The organism is Leptospira broomii serovar Hurstbridge str. 5399, from assembly GCF_000243715.2.
GTDB lineage: Bacteria > Spirochaetota > Leptospiria > Leptospirales > Leptospiraceae > Leptospira_B > Leptospira_B broomii.
The window spans coordinates 37,077-57,865 of sequence record NZ_AHMO02000004.1; the positions used below are offsets into that span (position 1 = coordinate 37,077).

General features: G+C 43.1%; 20 protein-coding genes. 4 read left to right on the top strand and 16 right to left on the bottom strand.

The genetic code is table 11. The features are described from left to right. The first annotated feature begins 368 nt into the window (after positions 1-368). Positions 369-1,802, top strand: coding sequence for a RecQ family ATP-dependent DNA helicase (locus LEP1GSC050_RS00300; RefSeq protein WP_010569072.1), 1,434 nt, complete (start codon positions 369-371; stop codon positions 1,800-1,802). Between the two features lie 398 nt (positions 1,803-2,200). On the opposite strand, the gene LEP1GSC050_RS00305 is transcribed toward LEP1GSC050_RS00300, so the two are convergent. Beyond that, positions 2,201-2,518 (bottom strand): ArsR/SmtB family transcription factor, encoded by a 318-nt coding sequence (locus tag LEP1GSC050_RS00305; protein WP_010569073.1) that lies wholly within the window; start codon positions 2,516-2,518, stop codon positions 2,201-2,203. A gap of 115 nt (positions 2,519-2,633) precedes the next feature. Here LEP1GSC050_RS00305 and LEP1GSC050_RS00310 point away from each other — a divergent pair, with 115 nt between their 5' ends. Together LEP1GSC050_RS00310 and LEP1GSC050_RS00315 are read left to right on the top strand one after the other, a co-directional pair. Beyond that, entirely contained in the window at positions 2,634-3,821 is a 1,188-nt protein-coding gene (locus LEP1GSC050_RS00310; protein ID WP_010569074.1) for an MFS transporter, read from the top strand. A 52-nt stretch (positions 3,822-3,873) separates the two neighbouring features. Then, entirely contained in the window at positions 3,874-5,241 is a 1,368-nt protein-coding gene (locus tag LEP1GSC050_RS00315) for a hypothetical protein (protein ID WP_010569075.1), read from the top strand. A 7-nt stretch (positions 5,242-5,248) separates the two neighbouring features. On the opposite strand, the gene LEP1GSC050_RS00320 is transcribed toward LEP1GSC050_RS00315, so the two are convergent. From LEP1GSC050_RS00320 to LEP1GSC050_RS00340, 5 genes are all read right to left on the bottom strand, one after another. Continuing rightward, positions 5,249-5,923: a methionine ABC transporter permease gene (locus LEP1GSC050_RS00320; RefSeq protein ID WP_010569076.1), complete on the bottom strand. Its 675-nt coding sequence runs from the start codon at positions 5,921-5,923 to the stop codon at positions 5,249-5,251. Next, the gene (locus tag LEP1GSC050_RS00325) at positions 5,920-6,966 is read right to left on the bottom strand and encodes a methionine ABC transporter ATP-binding protein (RefSeq protein WP_010569077.1); all 1,047 of its coding nucleotides are present in this window, start codon (positions 6,964-6,966) and stop codon (positions 5,920-5,922) included. The genes LEP1GSC050_RS00320 and LEP1GSC050_RS00325 overlap by 4 nt, the downstream gene beginning before the upstream one ends. Further along, the gene (locus tag LEP1GSC050_RS00330; RefSeq protein ID WP_010569078.1) at positions 6,945-7,772 is read right to left on the bottom strand and encodes a MetQ/NlpA family ABC transporter substrate-binding protein; all 828 of its coding nucleotides are present in this window, start codon (positions 7,770-7,772) and stop codon (positions 6,945-6,947) included. Before LEP1GSC050_RS00330 ends, LEP1GSC050_RS00325 begins: the two co-directional genes overlap by 22 nt. 64 nt (positions 7,773-7,836) lie before the next feature. Beyond that, on the bottom strand, positions 7,837-8,118 hold the full coding sequence (locus LEP1GSC050_RS00335; RefSeq protein ID WP_156895917.1) for a hypothetical protein: 282 nt from the start codon (positions 8,116-8,118) through the stop codon (positions 7,837-7,839). Between the two features lie 461 nt (positions 8,119-8,579). After that, positions 8,580-9,446 (bottom strand): alpha/beta fold hydrolase, encoded by an 867-nt coding sequence (locus LEP1GSC050_RS00340; RefSeq protein WP_040910797.1) that lies wholly within the window; start codon positions 9,444-9,446, stop codon positions 8,580-8,582. Between the two features lie 71 nt (positions 9,447-9,517). On the opposite strand from LEP1GSC050_RS00340, the gene LEP1GSC050_RS00345 reads away from it, so the two are divergent. Further along, positions 9,518-10,180: a hypothetical protein gene (locus LEP1GSC050_RS00345; protein WP_010569081.1), complete on the top strand. Its 663-nt coding sequence runs from the start codon at positions 9,518-9,520 to the stop codon at positions 10,178-10,180. Here the strand turns inward: LEP1GSC050_RS00345 and LEP1GSC050_RS00350 are convergent. The 10 genes from LEP1GSC050_RS00350 to LEP1GSC050_RS00395 all read right to left on the bottom strand — a co-directional run bounded on the left by LEP1GSC050_RS00350 (position 10,173) and on the right by LEP1GSC050_RS00395 (position 20,346). Next, on the bottom strand, positions 10,173-11,477 hold the full coding sequence (locus LEP1GSC050_RS00350) for an adenylate/guanylate cyclase domain-containing protein (RefSeq protein WP_010569082.1): 1,305 nt from the start codon (positions 11,475-11,477) through the stop codon (positions 10,173-10,175). The genes LEP1GSC050_RS00345 and LEP1GSC050_RS00350 overlap by 8 nt on opposite strands. 89 nt (positions 11,478-11,566) lie before the next feature. Beyond that, complete coding sequence (locus LEP1GSC050_RS00355; protein ID WP_010569083.1) at positions 11,567-12,643, bottom strand: ATP-grasp domain-containing protein; 1,077 nt, start codon at positions 12,641-12,643, stop codon at positions 11,567-11,569. 7 nt (positions 12,644-12,650) lie between these two features. Further along, on the bottom strand, positions 12,651-13,196 hold the full coding sequence (locus tag LEP1GSC050_RS00360) for a hypothetical protein (RefSeq protein ID WP_010569084.1): 546 nt from the start codon (positions 13,194-13,196) through the stop codon (positions 12,651-12,653). Between the two features lie 107 nt (positions 13,197-13,303). Next, positions 13,304-14,071: a phosphate ABC transporter ATP-binding protein PstB gene (gene pstB, locus LEP1GSC050_RS00365; RefSeq protein ID WP_010413283.1), complete on the bottom strand. Its 768-nt coding sequence runs from the start codon at positions 14,069-14,071 to the stop codon at positions 13,304-13,306. A gap of 43 nt (positions 14,072-14,114) precedes the next feature. Further along, entirely contained in the window at positions 14,115-15,059 is a 945-nt protein-coding gene (pstA, locus tag LEP1GSC050_RS00370; protein ID WP_010569085.1) for a phosphate ABC transporter permease PstA, read from the bottom strand. Positions 15,060-15,096: 37 nt separating this feature from the next. Then, entirely contained in the window at positions 15,097-16,170 is a 1,074-nt protein-coding gene (gene pstC, locus LEP1GSC050_RS00375) for a phosphate ABC transporter permease subunit PstC (protein WP_010569086.1), read from the bottom strand. Positions 16,171-16,189: 19 nt separating this feature from the next. Continuing rightward, on the bottom strand, positions 16,190-17,029 hold the full coding sequence (locus LEP1GSC050_RS00380; RefSeq protein ID WP_010569087.1) for a phosphate ABC transporter substrate-binding protein: 840 nt from the start codon (positions 17,027-17,029) through the stop codon (positions 16,190-16,192). Between the two features lie 277 nt (positions 17,030-17,306). Continuing rightward, positions 17,307-17,765 carry an LA_3150 family lipoprotein gene (locus tag LEP1GSC050_RS00385; RefSeq protein ID WP_020986915.1) on the bottom strand — a complete coding sequence of 153 codons (459 nt, stop codon included), beginning with the start codon at positions 17,763-17,765 and terminating at the stop codon, positions 17,307-17,309. A gap of 18 nt (positions 17,766-17,783) precedes the next feature. Further along, the gene (locus LEP1GSC050_RS00390; RefSeq protein ID WP_010569089.1) at positions 17,784-19,493 is read right to left on the bottom strand and encodes a hypothetical protein; all 1,710 of its coding nucleotides are present in this window, start codon (positions 19,491-19,493) and stop codon (positions 17,784-17,786) included. A gap of 457 nt (positions 19,494-19,950) precedes the next feature. Then, positions 19,951-20,346: a hypothetical protein gene (locus LEP1GSC050_RS00395; protein ID WP_010569090.1), complete on the bottom strand. Its 396-nt coding sequence runs from the start codon at positions 20,344-20,346 to the stop codon at positions 19,951-19,953. Positions 20,347-20,789: the final 443 nt, after the last annotated feature.

Below are 20,789 nucleotides of genomic sequence, written 5' to 3' on the forward strand. Positions count from 1 at the left end.
CTTAATATTCGATTCACTATTATAGAGCTGATCGAACTAGAATTAAAAATTCTGATAGTTAATTGGGGTCTATCTAATATAACGAATAAGATTGACTTCTTCTAAGCGACATCCAAAATTACAATCAATCCCTTCCGGAATTGTCCGGTTTGCAGTTTTGTTGTGCGGCGGAATACATCAGTTCTCTTTGTCCTTACTATTTGCATCCGGATTTTGTTAGTGAAAGGTCGGGAAGATCGACTGATTGACTCCGGTCGGCCGCCGGGCCGCTTAACAAGATTTGCTAAGAACATTCTGCATTTAAAGCCGGATCGAAAGAAAAAAGTCAAAGGCTTGTCGAATCCGAGCCTTGAGATATCGTAACTGTAATGCTCTCTATTTCCGCCCTGAAGCAATTGTTCGGGATTTCCCGGTTTCGTTCTACGCAAGAGAAAATTATACAGGATATTCTATCCGGCAAACATTGTCTGGTAGTGATGCCCACAGGAATGGGAAAATCGATCTGCTATCAAATGCCTGCCATGGCTTTGGACGGACTAGCAATCGTAATCTCCCCTCTGATCGCTCTTATGCAAGATCAAACGGGAAAACTAAAGGAACTCGGAATCGACGCGGAATTCATCAACTCCTCCTTATCCAAGCCCGAGAGAATTCAGCGTTACGAAAATATAAGGAAAGGATTATACAAGATTGTTTATGTTTCTCCGGAACGGTTTCGAAAGTCCGAATTTATCAATTCATTGCAAAAGAGAAAAATTTCCCTATTGGCGATCGACGAGGCACATTGCATCAGTCAATGGGGGCATGATTTCCGTCCGGATTATACTAAGATCTCCGAGTTTAGAAACGTATTACATAATCCTGTTACGATCGCCCTTACAGCGACGGCGACCAGGGAGATTCAGTCGGATATTATTCGGCAGATCGGATTATCCGAGTCCGAAATTCAAATTTATAACGAAGGAATATGCAGGCCGAATCTGTTTTTGGACGTCAAAACGTTCTTGGACGAGTCTTCAAAAACCGAGGCGATCCTATCTTTATTGAAGGAGAAGAGCGGAAACACCATCGTTTATTTTAATCTTATCAAGAATTTGGAGAAATTCGCCGAGAAGCTGGATTTAAAAAAAATCGCGTATAAAATTTATCATGGACAACTCTCGTCGGAACAACGAAGGAAAATTCAGAATCAATTTCTAAAGTCGGAAGATCGTCTTCTTTTGGCTACGAACGCTTTCGGGATGGGAGTGGATAAGCCGGATATTCGAACGATTGTGCATGCGGAACTTCCGTCCTCTCTGGAGGCGTATTATCAAGAGATAGGCAGGGCAGGCCGCGACGGTAAATCGTCCGATTGTCATCTTTTTTATAATCAAGACGATCTTGCCGTGTTGATGGATTTTATAGAATGGCAGAATCCGGACGAATCCTTCATTCTCAGAACTTTCCGAACCATGTGTCAGCTTGGAGACCGGCTTTCTTCCATTAGTTATGAAGAACTCCAGGCGAAAGTAGTACATAAAAATCGAGGCGATCATCGATTGCAGACAGTCTTAAACCTTTTCGAACGACACGGAGTAACCTCCGGAGAATTAGAAAGAAATTCTCTTCGAATCGAAGGTGAGCTACCGGAGGAACTTCTTTCGAAAGAACTGAGAGAGGAAAGGAAGAAGGCCGGTCTAAACCGCCTTTACCAAATGCTTCAATATTTGAAATCGGATAAGTGTAGAAGAGAATTCGTTTACGAGTACTTTGGTGCGAATCTTCCTGAATGTAATAATTGCGATATTTGTAAAAATTAGGATGATAGCTTCTCGGATCGACTAGATGAGAAGAGAGATCGCGACCCTAAGTTTTATATGTTTCTTCAAGTAGAAGACGCTTATCGATATAAAATAAATCTGAATACGTTGCTAAATATTCTTTAACCGCCGTCACAAACATTCTCTAAGCCCGTCTTTCTATCTGAGACATCCGGATCGGATGCGTTCGGATTTATCAGGAAAAAAGGTGGAGAATATACGAAGCAATCGTTCAAGGGCCGAGATTTTAATTCTTACGATTCTGAATTCGCATCCAGTAAGAAGATATTAGTGCTTCGAATTTTCCGCCAAGAATCGAAGCCAATTAGGACAGTTCGCGATCCAAGGGTCATCGGGCTTTCTTAGATTCTGTAAGTTCGCTTTCCGAAAAACTTTCTTTAGTCTTTCTCATAGCGAGCGCTACTAAGAATCGCCTCTAACAATCCAGGAAATTTTTGTTCCAGTTCTTGTTCCCGTAAAGACAGGAACTTTTGCGTTCCTTCTAAGCGAGTTTTAGTAATCCCGGCCTCTCTGAGTTTTCCTATATGATAGGAAAGATTCGTTTTGGGGGCAAATTCCAGAAAAGTAGAGCAATTAGCCTCCTTTAACTCGGAGAGTCTCACAAGAATCTTTCTACGTATCGGATCACTGACCGCTTCGAAGATTGCGGAGAGTTCGATTTGATCAGGAGTAGGATGTGAAAACGGCTTTGGCATCGATTATCTCTAGTATTCTCAACAGTTTTATAATTCAAGAACTATTGAACTATTGGTTGACAAAAAATCCAGTAGTTCAATAGTTCAAATATAATTGAACTATTGGGGGTTCGTAATGCCTGTCTTTTTGTCATCTTTGGCGCTGGGAGCGTTCGCAGTAGGAACAGAGGGATTTATGATAGCCGGAATCTTACCTTTAATGGCTTCCGATTTATCCGTATCGATTGCGCAAGCAGGCTATCTCGTTACGGTTTTTTCTTTCACCTATGCCTTTGGCTCTCCGATTCTCGCAATGGCAACCGGAAACTTAAATCGAAAAACCAGCCTCTCCTTGGGGTTAATCGCCTTTACTCTTTCGAATCTGCTTTCGGCAGTTGCAGATAGTTTCATTAGTTTACTGCTGATCCGTTTCTTTTTAGGACTTTCCGCAGGCTTATTTATGCCCACTGCGAGCGCATACGCGGCTAACGCGGTCGAGCCGGAGCGGAGAGGGAGAGCTTTATCCTTTGTCTATAGCGGTATGACAATCGCCCTTGTTTTGGGAGTACCGCTCGGAACGTTTCTGGGTAGCGAATTCGGCTGGAGGGCCACCTTTTTGGGCGTTGCCGTTCTCGCGAGCCTAAGCTTACTAGGCGTCTTATTCTTTTTACCCGAACAATCTCCATCTAGGCCTATTCTTTTAAAAGAGCGTCTATCTTTTTTGCGACAGGGTCGAATCCTAAATATTCTTCTCTTAACAATCTTGGGATTGAGCGGAGCATTTAGCATCTACACTTATCTTGCCGAGTATTTACACCGGATAATCGGACTTCCTGCAAGCGGGATCGGTTTCGTGCTGATGACATTCGGCTTCGCATCCGCCTTAGGAAATCAGATCGGCGGGTATTCTTCCGATAAGGGAGGGGCAAGGAATGTCGTATTAAGTGCGTCGCTAATCCTATTTTTTGCTTTTTTAAGTTTATCTTATATGGATCGCATTGCCTCGGTCCAACTCAGGACGGTAATTATTTTTCTCTTGATTGCTCTTTGGGGCTTAGCCGGTTGGGCATTCACTCCCGCTCAGCAGTCTAGATTAGTATCTTTGCAACCCGAATCGTCCTCCGTATTACTATCTTTGAACGCGTCAGCGATATACGTGGGAATTTCATTAGGTTCATTAGTAGGTTCGACAATCGTTGCACATTCCTCGGTCTCGAATCTAGGGATAGCCGGCGCGACCTTCGAGTTATTGGGCTTCGTTTTGATAGCTATCACGTCTAACCGATCCCTATTTAAAAAACGACCGTTGGTCGAAAATGCGTAAATACCATGGAATATTAAATAACTGTACTATTGTTTTGGAGGTATTGAATACTATGAAGACCGTCGGTAAAATTTTTTTGTTCTTAGTGTTGACATTATTTTTAATATTGTTAACTCAATCGCTCTCTGCCGATGAAATCATCCTGAAGTCCGGTAGAAAAATATCCGATCTAAAATTCGAAAAAGAAGGGAATGATTACTATATATTTACTTTAGTTGATGGGATTCCGATTCGAATTCCGAAGTCGGATATTGCTAGTCACGTTAGATCGGAGGCAATTGAACAACCTACAACGAGCACGGGCACCTTGAAAGTTGCGGAGATCCCGGGATCGGAAAAAAAGCGTGACTTTGATTTAACATGGAGCCAGTCAGTGACAAACGACGTTTTTATAAACGGGAATAGCCTGTATGGGAATGCCTATGCTAGACGAGGGGATCTTAAATATTCCAGTATGCCAAAGTCTCTGATCTTGGATACTGCCGTCAATATTCCCACGAATTTAGAAGGATTACACTTAACGATTAGAGAATATTCTCCGCTTAACGGGAGATCCAACCGCGATATCGACGGGGGATTTCAGGCGGCTCCGTACGCTCCTGACGTGAGCTTAAATCAAGCTTTGCAGAATCCGGGAGTATATAGGCAAAGAAAGGAAACAAACGGTTTAAGGGACTCGTTAGCCGCCGTTCTGCTCTATAAATGGAAAACGAATCGTCTTGGGGACTTTAACGTGGGAATGATTTACTATGCCAATAGTCAGCCCACTTTCGCATTAGGGTTATTTACGGTAGGCTGGAATCTCCCATTTTTGACGTACTTAAATCCTTCCTATTTCTTTAATATTCGATTCACTTCCGAAAGAATAGGCGGCGCCGCGATAGGCGGGCAGAACGATACGGATTCCGGTTATCCTACGAACGCCTTCAACGGAACTACGTTTCATAGGTTTTCCGTGCATCATGAATACGATATAACGAAGGAATTTAAGATTCAACCTGGACTCGACCTAGGGTATCAGTATTATAACGATAATATCGATAAAAGATCCGGGTTTAAAAATATCGATTTTAAACTCTTGGTTAAGTACGCTTCTTTCTTCGCTTCTTTAACGGACGTCTATCGGCCGAACACTTATATGATAGATAATAACTATTATTATCCGAATATCGTAGGCGGTCAAACCGTCGGTGTTGTTCCGGGGGCAAGCACGGTTCTTCCTTTACCGTCAAATACGAACGACGGATTGACGGTCGATCCATCCAAAAGTTACGGCACGGCGAATGAGTTCGTACTTAACTCGATCGCAAATTCGAATTTGGATCCGAATATTAAGCAAGCGTTAGTAAATCATCATCTGGCACAAAGGATACCGCTTCATAGCGTTATCTGGGCTTTCGGGTATTCGATTCGAATTTAATGATAGTCTAGCTTCTTACCCGTTTATCGCTCTTCTTTCGCAATCTATCTCCTGCCCATTGAAAGATTTGAACGATTATAATTAAAACGGCCACCGTCGAAAACATGATGTCGTCTTCGTAGCGATAATAGCCGAATCGAATCGCCAAATCGCCTATTCCTCCTCCGCCGACGATACCTGCCATGGCCGAATAGCCGAGTAGACTGATCGTTGTTACCGTGATTCCGGAAAGAATTCCGGGTAATGCCTCCGGAAGAAGTACTTCACGAATGATTAAAACCAAATGGGCTCCCGTCGATACGGCTGCTTCCAAAACTCCGTCAGGAATTTCCCGTAAAGAGGATTCGACAAGTCTTGCAAGGAACGGGATAGCCGCGACAGAGAGCGGAACTGAAGCGGCAAGCGGTCCGATTGTAGTTCCCGTAACGGCTAATGTTATCGGAATTAAAGCGACTAATAGGATTACGAAAGGTATGGATCGGATAAGATTAGCGAATGTTCCTAACGTCCCATTCAACAGTTTATTTCGTAAGAAGATTCCTTTATCGGTTAAAAAAATCAGAAACCCGAGCGGGATTCCGAGAATCAATGCCGCGGTTAAGGAAATCCCAAGCATAAGGAATGTCTGTCCGAATGCCGCATATAAATCGGGTAATAGTTCGTACCACTTTGCAAAGTTCACTTAAAGATTTCCTCTACTAATGCTCCGTACCGGATAAAGGCGGATCGTATCGTTTCGGTAGTCCCGTCGTTAGAATCCGTTTCCAAATAGAAAATCCCGATCGGTTGACCGGAAATATATTCCACGTTGCTGTGCAGAATATTGGGAACGATATTTGTCGCGCGAATGACTTTTCCCAAAATCGGCTGAGTTGCGACTTCGTTTTTCAATACGATACGTAGAATTCTCCCGTTAGTCCTGGCGAGAGTTTCCGCGGGAATCGACGTCGATAATACATTGCCGGTAAGTCTTATTGTAGCTTGATTTAAAGGATCTGCAAAAAGCGAATAACAAGAGCCGCTTTCCACCACTTTACCTTGTTCCATAACTGCGACCGTATCACAAACATCGCGCACTACGCCCATTTCATGAGTAACCAAAAGAATCGTCACATCCAGAGTTTTGTTGATCTGCTTTAATAGACTAAGAATGGATCTAGTCGTTTCGGGATCCAAAGCCGACGTCGGCTCGTCGCAGAGTAGAAGATGTGGGCGATTGGCGAGAGCTCTTGCAATCCCGACTCTTTGCTTCTGTCCTCCGCTAAGTTGTGCAGGGTAGGAATGTTTCTTGTCGCCGATTCCAACCAGAGACAAAAGTTCGACGACTCGATCATCAATGTCCCTTTGTTTCCAACCTGCCGCTTTCAGGGGTAAGGCGATATTATCGAATACCTGTCTGTTGGAAAAAAGTTGGAACTGTTGAAATACCATCCCGACGTTTCTTCTGTGCTCCCGAAGGAGGGCACCTTTTAAATGGGTAATATTTTTATCTTCGAATAGTATCTGACCGGCATCAGGTGTTTCCAAAAGATTAGCAAAGCGAAGCAGGGTACTTTTACCCGCTCCGGTTTGTCCGATAATTCCGAAAACTTCTCCTTTCCGAACCGAAAGAGTTATATCGTCTACGGCGCGATAATTCGCTTTCGAAAACGATTTCGATACATTTCGAAATTCTAATATCGTTTTACCGTTCTTTGACTCGTCTATTTTTTCTGTCCGAACCATTCTGGCTTTTGGAATCCCTTAAAATCCTTATCTATAACTGCGGCAAATTCGGGGGACTTTATCGATTCTATGATGTCTTTTGCAAAAACTGAATCTTTTTCACTTTCTCGTACTACGATAATGTTTTTGTGTTCTTCAGCTAAAGTCTCCAAGATTACAGCCTTTGTCAGATCCAATCCGGATGCGATTGCAAAGTTACCGTTGATCGCGGCAAAATCCGCGCTTTCGAGCGAGCGAGGAAGTTGAGCTGCCTCCAAGGGCAAAAATTTGATCCGCTTTTTATTTTCCGCTATATCCTTAAGGGAAGCTTTTGCCGGGTTTGCCCCAGGGTTTACCTTTATAAGTCCAAGTTCTTCAAAAAGCTTTAACGCCCTAAGTTGATTTGTCGGATCGTTAGGAAGAGTTATCGAACCGCCGTCTTTTAAATCCTTCGGGTGCTTTGTTTTTCCAGCAAAGACGGACATGGGGGCGGTCGGAACATTGATAATGGCAGCCAACTTTAATCCTTTATCTGCGGAGAATTTTTTCAAATATGGAACGTGTTGAAATAGATTCGCGTCGATATCTCCGCCCGCCAACGCTAAATTGGGCTGAATGTAATCGCTAAATTGCACGATTTCGAAATGGTATCCTTTCTTTTCTAAAATCGGGAAAACCGCTTTCTTAAGGAGGTCTCCATAAGGGCCCGGACAGATTCCGATTTTTAAATTCTTTCTATCTCCGGGTAGGTTAGGGGCCTCGCCTTTCTTGCACCCGAATAAAAATGCGAAGGCTATCATCGATGCGACTATTATTTTTCTGCTCATAGTAAAATCTCCGAAGTATATTTTCTTTTTCTCATTCGTTTAAACGATAAAGTATTATATAGATTTATTGTTCTTTATTTTTCCCGAAAGGAAATTTCAATCCGATTAGTGTTACGACGTTCGTAAGATTCGTAAATACAAAACTGAAAACCCTAAGTCGAAATTCTGACAGAATCGTCGGGCGGGAATGTGCCGTCTCCGATTTGGAAACGAACAATTTAATGAATATTTCATTTCGTTCTATTTGATTTTGAATCGTCTTCCGATTCGATACGATTTCCGAACCTATCATGCAGTTTACGCGAACATGTTTTCCGTATTGACTGAGATCATTTTCAATTCGCACAAACCTCGCTTTTCAATCCGCCCGGAAGCGAAAGTGGGCGATTATTTGACAGAAAAGCGATTTTATTTCGTAATAATATTTTCATTATAATAGAAATATATTCTGTTATAATGAGTAAATTGTCAAGTTGAGAATACTTGATTTTCATAAAAAAGGAGCTCAATTCCCCTCAAATAAAGGAATTGTCTCGGAAAAACGAGGATTTGACTCTTTGATTCCGACTGTTGAGGGGATTTTGGAAGTCCCCGCCCTTTTTGGGCGGGGGCCGGATCGGTGGTACCCTCCCGGCCCTACGGGCTGAATCGCGCGTTTAGCACCGGTTCCGAAAAGTTTCAAGTATTTTTCTTACGCGCAAATCCGTGGGAGCTCATACAAACTTTGGCATCTTTGCTTTTAAGATAGGTGGGTTCGAATCATAATAATACAGTATGTTTGTGATATAGATTATGAGAATTCTCCATTCATTCTTGAGCAATATCTAATAAAATCCTTTTTATAAGCGGGAAACTGTTCCAGGGTAAAAAATGATCCCCGTCCGGTAAAAAAATTTCTTCCTTAACGGACCCTTTCGGAAATAGGCGTCGGACGAATTCTAAATTTGCTGGATCAACTAACGTATCCTTTCCTCCCTGTACAATGTAAGTAGCGGACCGGATCATTTTCCAATCCGCTTCTATCTCCTTCAGCTGATCTTTCATCGGGATCATTTCTTCATTACTGACGATCCAAGGGGATGGCAGCAGCAAACGGGCTATTTTCGTATCCGCCAGCCGATTGTACCATTTTAATTCTTCTTTCTCCGGATCTAGGGCGGCAGCCAATAATACTAAATGAGTGATCTTGTTTTCTTTAAGCGACGCAATTCTTGCAGCGACTGGACCGCCGTAAGAATGTCCGACTAGTATATATTTCTTTTTCGGACGGGGAATCCGAAGTAAGGACAAGGAATCTATAATTCGTTTAGCCTGAAGATTAATATCAGGTAAAGGATTTCCCGATCTTCCAAATCCGGGGCGGTCAATGCCGATCATGCAATATCTTTGAAGCAATTCCGAATCTTTTAAGTAGCTCCAGTAATGAATCCAGTTTCCCGGAGAACCGTGCACGAAGACTAGAATATCTTTGGGCGAATTATCGTCGCATCCTACCGCAACCGAATGAATCGTATCCTGGCGTTGGTCCTGCAAGGATATATCCCGATACCGAATTCCGGATTTGGAAAAATCTTCGAAGGCTTCTTCTTCGGTCATTCTCCATTCCTTAAAGGATGTGCAGCTTTCTAAGGAAAAAAAAATCAAAACTAGAGTAAAGGATCTATATAGCTTCATAAAAAAATTCGAAATTTGCTTAACTTTTTGCGAAAAGGATCGTTCTTATAGAGAGGAACTGGGAGGATCGTATGGACCTGTCGAAACTTCCTAAAGGTTCTTGGAAAGGAACCTTCGAGAACCATGTTTTGATGCTCGAAAATTTTTTGAGCCCTTTGTCTTCGAAACCGGGCGGCGAGATTTGCGTGTATCTCGCGGGCCTCGTCGCTAGAAGATTGGATGATGTTTATTCTCAAGATTGTATGTCCTTCATTTTGGATGATCCGGCCGAAATCGACGGTATCGTCCGCTCCCATCAACCGTATATAGGTCAAAATGCACCTATCGTAACGATTTCTAAAATCAACGCAGAGTTCCTTTCATTTTCCTTAGCGACCAGAGACGCAAGCGCATGGAGAAGTTTGGAGATTCTTGCACCCAAAAAACTTTTTTCTCTCGCATCCGTTTTCTCCTATCGCAGCGGAAATATGACCTTAGGTAATATCTATGGATTTTTTTCTTCCGAGTTGGACCTCCTCCTACAGATTCTAGGTTCTTATCTTCGTTACATCGAAGACAATCCTGACAGATTTCCGCCTCAATCGATTTCTCCGTGCGTCGAAGAACGTTTTGCAAATCAAATCAACGAAAGAAACGAGTACAAAGAAAGAAATCCGGGTTACGATGAGGAGATTCCCTACGATGCAAAGGTCGATTCTTCCGCCTTACTCGGAGGATGGGATCATTTCAACTGACTTTGTTTTTTTCCTTTCCTTCCAATTCCGAATAGAGATGCCAGAAAGCATGGCTCGGAGTGTCCCTCGTTCCATTGTCTACAAGTTCCGTCTTGATTCCCTTCACTAAGTACATTTCTATCTCTCCTTTGTTTTTCGCCTTTATCAATCCTCTCGGTTCGCAATCGAAGAAATCCTTCACTCGATCGTACGTCTCTTTAGAGATATTAACTTCTCCCGGCAATCCAGAACTTTCCATTCGACTTGCGGTATTTACCGTGTCTCCCCAGATATCGTACGCGAATTTTTCCGTACCGATCACGCCTGCGACTACGCTTCCGGTATGAATTCCTAGTCGTAAGGACCAGCTAGGCAAACCCTCTGCGTCTTTTTCTATTTTCTGTTGTTTCATAAACACTTGAAATTCGAGTCCGCAAAGTACCGCATCGACCGCGTGGGTGAAATTCGGAATCGGTAAACCTCCGGCAGCCATATAAGAATCTCCGATCGTTTTAATTTTTTCTAAACCGTAACGTTTAGAGATTCGATCGAAATATTTGAAGAATGAATCAAGCTCGTTCAAGAGTTCTTCCGGAGTCATAGTCTCCGCAATCTGGGTAAATCCGGCCATATCGGTAAAGAGAACGGATACGTTTTCGTAGCGTACGGGAAGGACTTTATCGTTTCTCTTTAGTTCGTCTGCGATTGCTTCAGGAAGAATGTTTCGAAGCAAATTATCCGACTTGGCTCTCTCTATGTTCAGATTTCTTGCCAAAATGAATATCAATATTCCTGTAAGTATTTGGACGAAAAGATAATTTCCCGCTAAATCGGAGTATTTTATCTCCCGGGTTTCAACTTCTACTATGAAATTCGGATGGAAGTATTCTATTCCGTACAAAGCCATGGTAAACAATGCATACAGTCCGTAGACTAAGAATACGTTATGATCTCTAAGTAGAATCGTCGCGATTACGAGGGCGGGTATGAAATAATAGTGATTTCCGCCTTGTGAACCGCCGTTTAAAAACCAAACGGACGAAAGATAAACTAGAATCGTAAGATTAAACGGCCAGTATAAGGCATAGTAAATACTCTTCACGCGCGAAAGATAATACATTAGGAGCAAGGCCGCTCCGGATATTAAATTTAAAATTAATATGCGAAGATAATATTCGTGTTCCGGGAGAAAGATCGAGCCTAATATGTTGAGAGCCCCGTTAACTAGGGCGACGGAGTTAAACAATCTGTGTTCGAGAGAGTTTTTTTTAGGATCTCCAACAAGGAAGAAAATTAAGTTTAAGAACCTATGTTTCAAAGCTTTGACCTCCGGAACAGATCGGGAAAAAGATTTTTATATTCGCATTAAGACAAATCGAAGAAAGCAATTTTTTATTCTTTCCTTCCTTAATTAGAAAGGTCGGGAACTTTTCTATCTCCTCTATAAAAATCCCACAATGCTCGTAAAATAGGGAACAGGCCTGCTTTCTTTCCTTCGGACTCTCTTCCGATTTTAAATAGCAGTTGCCATTGTTTAAATAGAATTGCATACCTTTCTCCGACGGAAAATCGCGGATCGTATAGATTGGTAGATTCGGAAGTTACTCCGTTCAACTCGATGATCTTAAATCCTTTTCCGGATTTTAACTCTTCCACCGAAGAAAAACGAATATCGTATCGGCCGAAGTAAAAACCGGTAAACGGTCGAGTCGCCTCTTCTATAGATCTTTCCAGTTGGGGAGTGATCCAATTCTTTCCATCTAAGAATAAGGCACCTTGGCAATGATTGCCGGCCTCGGCGAGTTTTAAAATACGACCTTTCGGTAAGACTTCTTTCCAACGTTGCGAAAATCTTTCTCTGAAAACTTTAGTCTGGATGCGAAACCTAGGATGCATTTGTATGAGTTCTTCCAGCGTAGAACGACCATCGCCCATGACTCGAGGAAAAGCTTTTCTAGTAATGGAAAATACCTTACCGGACGACTCCGAAGGAAAGCGGTAATAAAATATACCGGCTTCGTAAGGACCCGGATGAAATTCTTGAACGAGTAACGGAACATTAGATTCGGATAAAATAAGTGGCAGGTCCTCGCTTCTACTCGCGAGTCTTACTCCTTGACCTCTTTGGCCTGCATTAGGTTTAATGATGATTGGAAAGTCCAAACCGATCTTTTTCATTTGAGCGAGAATGTTTTCCGAATTGCGGAATGGAGTATCAACTAAAAAGTTTCTTAAAACGTAATCCTGTTTAAGTCGATTGAGTATATCGAACTTCGATTCGCCGACCAACCCGCCTAACGGTATTCCGGGATTTGCGGCTGCGATTGTTCCGAAGCCCAAAGAGGAAAGGGAACCTAATCGAATCGAGCGGAAGCTTAGTAGTGCGATCCAGGGGATTAGAGGAAGATAAAGTTTCCAAGTCGGCCAAAACTCCATCGGATCCGAAAGCCTTAATAGTTCTTCTTCGCAAGGATCCGAATTCATCCGAATTTTATATAACCGGATCCCAGTCCGAAAGAATCGGCGTCGATCTCTCGAATTGTATCGTGGAAAATGCGAAGCCGAAACTTTTCGGAACATCCTTCGTGCCTAAGTGCTCCAAAGCGATTCTTATCATTGCGTCGTGATGAATCGTATGCTCTTGCACGTATAAAAGCTCTCGCTCCCAAAATGATTCGGTTCTACCTTCTTCCCCGGAGTATGGGTCCGCAGTATAGGAAAGCCTCATCGGCCCCGACCAAGTCCGAGCGCATAAAATCGATGTCAATTCGACAAGTCTCTCCGACGCAGCGATTGGCGATTTTTCGTATAAAAGGTTTCGCTCTCGACGATCGTACGAAACGATTTCCGTTTCTCTCCCTTTTAAGAGAGCCTCGACGAATTCGAGAGAATGCCTGACGTGTTTTCCTATCGAAGAGCCGCAAAGAACAGGAAGAGCGAGAGAATACTGGTCGGTCGAAACTTTCGCTATAACGTCGGCAAGTTGCAGAAGAACTGCGGAAAGAGATTCTACTAAATTTGAAGATTTTACACGCATCACAACAAGTTTCGTCCTGGCCTTTTTATAGGTTACATGACTATACTTGAAAAGCTATTTTTCGGACGGAATTTAGCCTCAAAAATGATAAATATTAAGAATATCGACTAACCGAATTTGCCAGAAATATAATCTTCGGTTTCCTTTTTAGAGGGATCATTGAAGATTTTTTTAGTAGTATCGAACTCCAGCAATTTTCCCATATAAAAGAGGCCGGTATAATCGCTGATACGGGCCGCCTGTTGCATATTATGCGTAACGATTACGATCGTATACGAGTCCTTAAATTCATTGATAAACTCCTCCACCTTTTTGGTAGAAATGGGATCTAAGGCGGAGCAAGGTTCATCCATGAGAATGACCTCCGGGTTCATCGCGATCGCTCTTGCTATACAAAGTCGCTGCTGCTGCCCTCCGGAAAGTCCTAGGGCGCTGTCGTCTAACCGATCTTTGACTTCCTTCCATAGCGCCGCTTTGCGCAGACTTTCCTCTACGATCTGATCCATTTCGCTCTTCGGAATTTTATAATTCAGTTTCAGACCGAAAGCGATATTTTCATAAATGGATTTTGGAAACGGAAAAGACTTCTGGAACACCATGCCGACCCGTTTTCTTAACTCGACCACGTTCATCAACGGATCATAAACGTTGATCCCGTCGATCTCGAGTTTTCCCTCCGTATGAGTTCCGTCTATTACGTCGTTCATTCGGTTGATGGATCTGAGGAAAGTGGACTTCCCGCATCCGGACGGGCCGATAAAAGCCGTGACTTTCTTTACATGAATGTCCAGGGAGATATCGTGCAGAGCCTGGCTTTCTCCGTAGAAAAAGTTGAAATGGCGAGATTTGATTTTTACCTTGTGGCTGTCTTTCACCTGCGAATTTCTCCTCGCATGATTCTATTGTTAAGCGAATTTATTATGTACTTGCTTTGTGTTTCCCTTTTCGAATCCGATAGCGAAAATACGTCGCAAAGAAACTCATTCCGAATGTGAGCATTAATAAAACTAAAGTTGTCGCGTATTGTTTAGGAAGGGCCTTATCTACATCGGGCGATTGGGTCGCCAATACGAATAAATGATATCCTAATTGCATGAACTGATCGGTCAATTTTGTGGGAAGATCCGGAAGCGAATATACGACCCCTACAAAGAGAATCGGAGCGACTTCTCCAGCCCCGCGCCCGATGGCAAGAATCGCTCCGGTTAGAATTCCTGTAAGCGAATTCGGAAGTACTAATTTCCAAATCGTTTGCCATTTCGTGGCACCCAAAGCTAGACTTGCTTCGCGCATTTCCCTCGGGATGCTACGCATCGTTTCTTCCACCGATATGATCACTACCGGTAGTGTAAGAACGGCTAAGGTAGCGGCGGCCCAGATGATTGCAGGCTTGCCCCAGACCGGAGAAGGATTCCCTGCGATGGAATCGACTCCTTTACCTACAAATTGAATGAAAAAACCGACTCCGAATAACCCGAATACGATAGAGGGAACTCCAGCCAACGTATTGATCGCAAAACGGACCGTAGAGGTGAACCAAGAATTTCGCGCAGTGTACTCCGCCAAAAAAATTCCGGTCATCGTACCGATCGGAATACTGAATAATATCATAATAAAAACGAGATATACTGTTCCGTAAATTGCGGGAAATATTCCGCCTTCCAGGTTATTGTTTTTAGGAACGGCGCTTAAGAATTCCCACGAAACGTTTAGGATTCCCCGAAATACGAAATTTCCGAGCATGATAAGAATGATCGAGACGATCAATACCGTGGCCAGCATCGGAATACCTTCGGCAACTATCGTCCCGATTCTATCTTTGAGTCGTCTTTTGCGGTTTAAGCGGACTTTTTTCCATTTCAATGGGATAACCGTCAGTCAGTATATAGATTTCGAATCATCAAGAACCCTGGAATTTTCTCATGAGCCGTTTCTTTACGTAAAGTTCAGTAACTGCATTCAATGAAAAAGTAAATATGAATAGGAGAACACCGAGTAGAAACAGAATATTATAATGGTTTGATCCCCAGATCACTTCCCCCATTTCTGCGCCGATCGTGGCCGCAAACGTTCTAGTCGGATCGAATAGTCCGAAAGACATCAAAGGGGCATTCCCGGTCGCCATCAATGCTATCATTGTTTCGCCGAAAGCTCGACCGATTCCGAGTAAAATCGCCGCAAATACTCCCGGTAAAGCCGCAGGCAACATCACCCGATATGCAGTTTGCCATTCGGTTGCGCCTAAGGCCAAGGAAGCTTGTCTGTACGATTGTGGAACCGTATTTAATGCGTCTTCGGCTACCGTGAAAATAATCGGAGTTACGGCTATCGCTAAACCGATTCCGCCTGTAATCGCATTCAATCGAAAATCCAAATCAAAGACTTCTTTCACAACCGTAGCGACATCCATAAGACAGAAGAATCCGATAACGACCGACGGAAAACTGGCGAGTAGCTCAATCGTCGGTTTGATAATTTCTCGAATTCTTCCGGGTAAAAAGAAGGTCACATTCAGAGCCGCTAAAATTGCGAGCGGAGCACCGATCAGGATCGCGATAAACGTAGTCTTGGCCGTTCCGACGATTAACGGTAGAATTCCAAACTTAGGAACCGTAGAAATCGGCTGCCAGATAGAGCTTGTTAGACTTTCCCAAAGGGAAGTCTCCGTTTCGGTTTGGGACGATTCTTTAGATTCTAACTTGGGCCCTAGTTGAGTTTGAGACTCTCCGTCCGGATTGTATTCGCTCGGCGTATCCGAACCGTAGCTCGCGGGTGCATTACTCTCCGCCGAAATGGTCGACGGCGATTTGGTAAAGAATAGGGAAGAAGCCTCTTTGAATACGAAAAGAAAAATAAGGAGAATGAGCAAAATCGAAGTGCCGGCGACGATCTTAACCGTCGCCTCGGCGATACTATCAACTCTTCTTTTTTTAGGATGAAATAGATATCTTAGAAGAGATTCGAATTTGCCCATTAAATTATTTTGCCGACCCTTACTTTTTCTTTAAAGGAAAGTAACCAACGTCGTGAACGACTTTTTGGCCTTCTTTGCCGATCACCCAATCGACGAATTTTTTCGTATCGTCTTTCGGAACTTCTCTAAGATAAAAATATAGATATCTAGATATAGGGTATTTGTTCGAGAGAATATTTACTTCGGTGGGCAGTTCGGGCTTACTTTTTTCATCTATGGAAACCGCGACATCCTTTACGTCCGAAGCATAGGCCGCACCGCCGTAACCGATTCCCCATTTGTCTTTACCGACTGCATTGACTAATGCGGCAGTTCCGACCATATGCTGGGAGGCGGGATCAAAATCCTTTTTCTCTAAAACATGATCTTTGAAATACTCGTAAGTTCCGGAATTATTTTCGCGGCTATAGAGAATGATCTTATGATCTTCCCCGCCTACATCCTTCCAGTTCTTGACTTTGCCTGTGAAGATTTCCCGGATCTGGCCGAGCGTTAATTTCGAAATAGAATTATGTTTGTTCACATAAATGGAAAGTCCATCGACGGCGACCTTAATTTCGACGCCGTTCGAATTGTATTTTTCCTTTAACTGTTGAATTTCCTGCGGTTTTAGAGGTCTGGAAGAAGAGCAGATATCGGTTGTTCCGTTGATTAAGGCTGCGATTCCGGTTCCAGATCCGCCGCCGGTGACCTGAAATTGTACTTTTTTGTCAGGATATGCTTCCGCCCATTTTTGGACCAAGATGACCATGGTGTCGGAGCCTTTGATTGTGATTGTTTTTTTTTCTTGTGCGAACGCAGAGCTGGTAATTAGCAGCGCTGCAGTAAGCAAAAGGACTTTTAGGGTTATATTTTTCATCTAAAAAGAGCTCTCCTCGTAATTTGTAACCTTATTCGAGTATTATTACAAACTGATTTCTTCGGAATTAAGATGGCATGACGCATTCTTCCGAGTCATCAGAATCTCGATTTCTTCCGGACGTACGTGATTGATTTGTCATTCAACCGGAAGAATCCACGGTTAGGTGGACATGAGACGAATAAGAACGTCCGGGAATTTCCCGTACTAAAAAGAAATGAAAAACCCTAAACCAGAGGAGAAGGGTTTTTCATAAATGGAACAATCCTCAATCGGTTTAAAAGCCCGCAGCTTTCCACTGCGCCGATTTACAAGCGGAATAGTTCGGATCGCAATAGTATGCTTTAAATGCGAAACTTGATCCGATTGCAGGAACTCCTCCTCCGGTAAAACCTAAATTGGTCGTTCCGGAAGCGCAGGTGCTCGAGCTAGTGTTCTGTTTATGGAAGTCGTTATTTGCGGCAGTTCCACCCAATACTATATTGAAGTATGCAGTCGGAGAAATCGCCGGCCCGCTTACCCCGCTCGCACCACCAACGGTGAAAGAATCATAGCATTTTCCGGTGAAGGAAATTCCGTCGGTCGTATCAAAAATAACGATCGAATTCTTTCCGTCCGCAGTTTGGGCTCCTGCCAAAGCCAATAATAGGGAGCTAGTATCCGCCTGGTGGCTATGACAGTTTATGGAGAAGGATGCTGCTGCCAGAGCGAAGATCGCTAATTTAAGAAATTTCATAAGTATATACCTTTCCATTTATTCTAAACGTGTGTCCAGATAGTCGGGCGAAGTTACCCCAGTCCAAAAGGTTCCTTGGAGCTGGAAGTAAACCGTCTGGTTATTGATGGCCGTTGCGTTTCCATTATTAGGATTTATACCTAATTCAAGCACAGGAAGTTGATAGAATAGTTGCGCTTTGAAGAGGTGTCTATCTCCGAAGAAATCCAGTCCCACCCAATAATACTTTCTATAATCGCTCGGATCCATATGACCGTTTCTGTTGAAATCGCCTTGCATATAGTCGTAACGGAATACCGGCATTAACCAAAACTTGTCGTTGAGTGCTATATTGTATCCTACGGTTTGTTGCCAACCGATCATATTATTGGAAGCTGCACCGGAGAATCTAGTATAAGCACCGCTTAGGTAAATTCCTTTCCAAGTAAAGGTGTAGTCGAAGGTATTACCTGCAAGGTCTAGTCTACAGCGACCTGGGGTGGTTAAGTTGTTCTGGACGTTGAAGTTTCCGTTCGTTCCGCAATCGGGATTGGTTTGGGTGGTCAACATGGTAACGTTACCGTAACCTCTCGGAACCGCTCCGTCGACCGCGAGGGTAGAGCCTGGAGAACTACTAAACGCGGCATTTCGGGTTTGCATATGAGCCGCACCGATGGAGAGTTTCGCTTCTCTTTGAAATATTTCCTCTCCTTCTTGCCAACCGACGTTTGCGCCATTCGGTTTAACGAGTCCACCGAAGACATTCCACTGAACTCGACCGTAATAAGTAGGCGAAGTAATTAGCGGCTGGTTACCGTCGAAGGTATAAGTAAGGTCTTGACGACGTCCGTTTCCGAAGTCCCCGCCCGCGCCTTTTCCGTTACCGACCATGAGGTTTACCGTTAAGTGTTTTTCATATTTACCGTCGAAAATATCTTTCAATGGAGAAAGTTGAATTCCGACCCCGTCATCGAACTGAGGATAAGCTTGGGTCGTGTAAGAACGCTCCAAAGCGATGAATTGTGCCGAAGACATTAGGTATTCTCTTTGGAATTGCGTAGGCAATTGCCCTAAGCTAATCCGAGCTCCCATGAAAGGAATATTGAAGAAGATTGCCGCTTCTTGGATAAACCCGCGAGAGTCTTTTAGGGAAACTGAAGTGACTTGACCAGCCGCATTCGTCGAGCTATTCAGCTGAGGGTTATTCAGCATATTTTCCCCGCGAATATTCAGAAGAGCTCCCCACCAAGAACTACCTTGGTATTGGAAACCTAAACGAAGTCGACGGAAGTTCCAGTCCACGGAACCGAAGTCAGAATGGCCGTTACTATAGTTCGAACCTTCTTGTGCAGAAATTCCGCGAAATTGAATACGACCAGTGATGGTCAATTTTTCCTTTTGGGGTTCTAGTGGCCGGTTCGTGAGGTGGTTCGGGTAAGGATTGAATTTAGGATCGTGCTTATTGATCCCTTTATTCAATTTACTCGGAACTCGACCGGGGGCCGGCTTGGTATACAGTTGCCCTTCGGAATCTTCATAGATCATGAATTCTTCAGTCGGCTTTTCTTTCTGTTCCGGAGCGGCTGATTGGGATGCCGGCGGGACAGTCGGTTGTGGTTGAGTCTTCTCCGGTGCTCCTTGGGCAAAACTTGCGGAAACGCAAATCGTATAAATTCCCAGTAGGAGCAATCGGCAGATAGAATCCTGAATCGGACGGAGTGAAATTTCTCCGTTTCTTCTTTTTTTCATTTAGAGTTACCGTGTGTTTTTATTTTGAACCCTTTTCTGAGGGCGATTTTAAGTGTTTTAGTTTCAAGTGTCAGAATGGCCGGATATCGTTACAAACCGATTACGCAGTAATAAGAATTAGGTCACAATTTTCCAAAATTCAGAAATTAGGAGTCCTAAAATTAATTGGAATTCTTAAAATAAGAATACTGGACTCTATTCGGCGATAATTCGAAGAGAATATAGCCGAGCTCAAGCTTAGAATTGATGTTTCAAATCACTTCAGAGCTATAAGAGGGAGAGTCGATTGCCTTTCTATATTTTTGCGGGAGTTTAGTACGGGCAGTAAGGGTATAGTTGAGAAAAATCCGTAAGAGAAGGGCGTCCTTTCGGGAGCAATGGCTAGGGAAGATTAATACTGAAGAGACGGCAGATCGGTTTTAATGAAGCCGATCCGTCGCCTGAAATTAAGAAAAAATTATTTCTTTTTATTCGTTTCCTTCCGATCGATATGCTCTTTGCAGGCCGCGGTTAGTTTTGCCTCGTTTTCTTTTAGGCATTCATGCATTTTACCATGCTCGTGTTCGGAACCCTTGCAATATTTTTCTTTGTCTTCGCGACACGGGCTGTCCTTGTGCATTTGATCCATTTTGCTTAAGTGTTCTTTACAGGCTGCAGTAAGATTCGTTTCATTCTTCTTGAGACAAGCATGAATTTTTGAATGTTCGTGATCTATGTCTTTGCAATACTTTTGTCGATCGTCATAGCAAGGACTACCTTTCATATCCATGTCGTGCTTTCCCTTCATTTTCCCTTGGGCCTGCAGCGAGGCGCAGACAAAGAGGATCGTTAACGTTAATAATATTCGTTTCATGTCATATTTTCCTTTTTAAGTGTTCGATGATTTTTACTCGGCCATTCCTTTCTAAAGTTATTTTAATGGAGAAGTTCACTCGGGATTGAGAAAAATTCATCATAGATACCTTTATCTATGGCCGTCGGTCGTTTCTTTTTAACGTATAAATTATAGCCGGTCAATGTTATATTCATTATGGATGTATCAGGTTATTTTGATATTTGTCAGACGGATTCGCACCCATAGTTATTGCTTTTTAAACGAAACGGCTAATTCTGAATTACAATTTTCAATTTGAAATAACCGTTTCGATACGTATAAATTCGTTGCAAAGGATCGCAATGAGAGGATCAAGATCACCAGGTTTCCTGCATAAAAACTTGCTAGAACTTGCATTCTGCCGGATAAGTAAGATAATCATCACTTATCGGTTTTGCAAAATAGCTGGTTTAGACATTAGG